Source organism: Flavobacterium magnesitis (genome assembly GCF_041729735.1).
GTDB lineage: Bacteria > Bacteroidota > Bacteroidia > Flavobacteriales > Flavobacteriaceae > Flavobacterium > Flavobacterium magnesitis.
Genome location: NZ_JBCFQK010000064.1, coordinates 1 through 325, shown reverse-complemented (window position 1 = coordinate 325; position 325 = coordinate 1). Strand labels below are relative to the sequence as shown.

At 43.1% G+C, this 325-nt stretch carries 1 protein-coding gene; it reads left to right on the top strand.

Annotated elements, in window-relative coordinates:
• Positions 1–28: 28 nt before the first annotated feature.
• Positions 29–325, top strand: a 297-nt coding sequence (locus AAGV33_RS16395) for a hypothetical protein (protein ID WP_373393456.1), incomplete at its 3' end; no start/stop codon positions are given.

Genomic DNA, 325 nt, shown 5'->3' with positions numbered 1-325 from the left:
TCAAACAGGAACAGGTTCTAAATTTGTCATGGACACTGCGCCAACTTTGGTAACTCCAGTTTTGGGAGTAGCTACAGCCACTAGTGTGAACGGCACGAGTATTCCAACATCAAAAACATTGGTGGTAACCACAGATAAATTAAGCGCATTATCAGCAACTACCTCCGCTGAATTTGCTGGAGTGATTTCAGACGAAACAGGAACAGGAAGTGTGGTTTTATCTGCGTCTCCTACTTTTACAGGAACGCCATCTTTGCCAACAGGAACAATTGGAGTAACTCAAACCGCAGGAAATAATACAACAGCTTTAGCAACCACAGCTTTT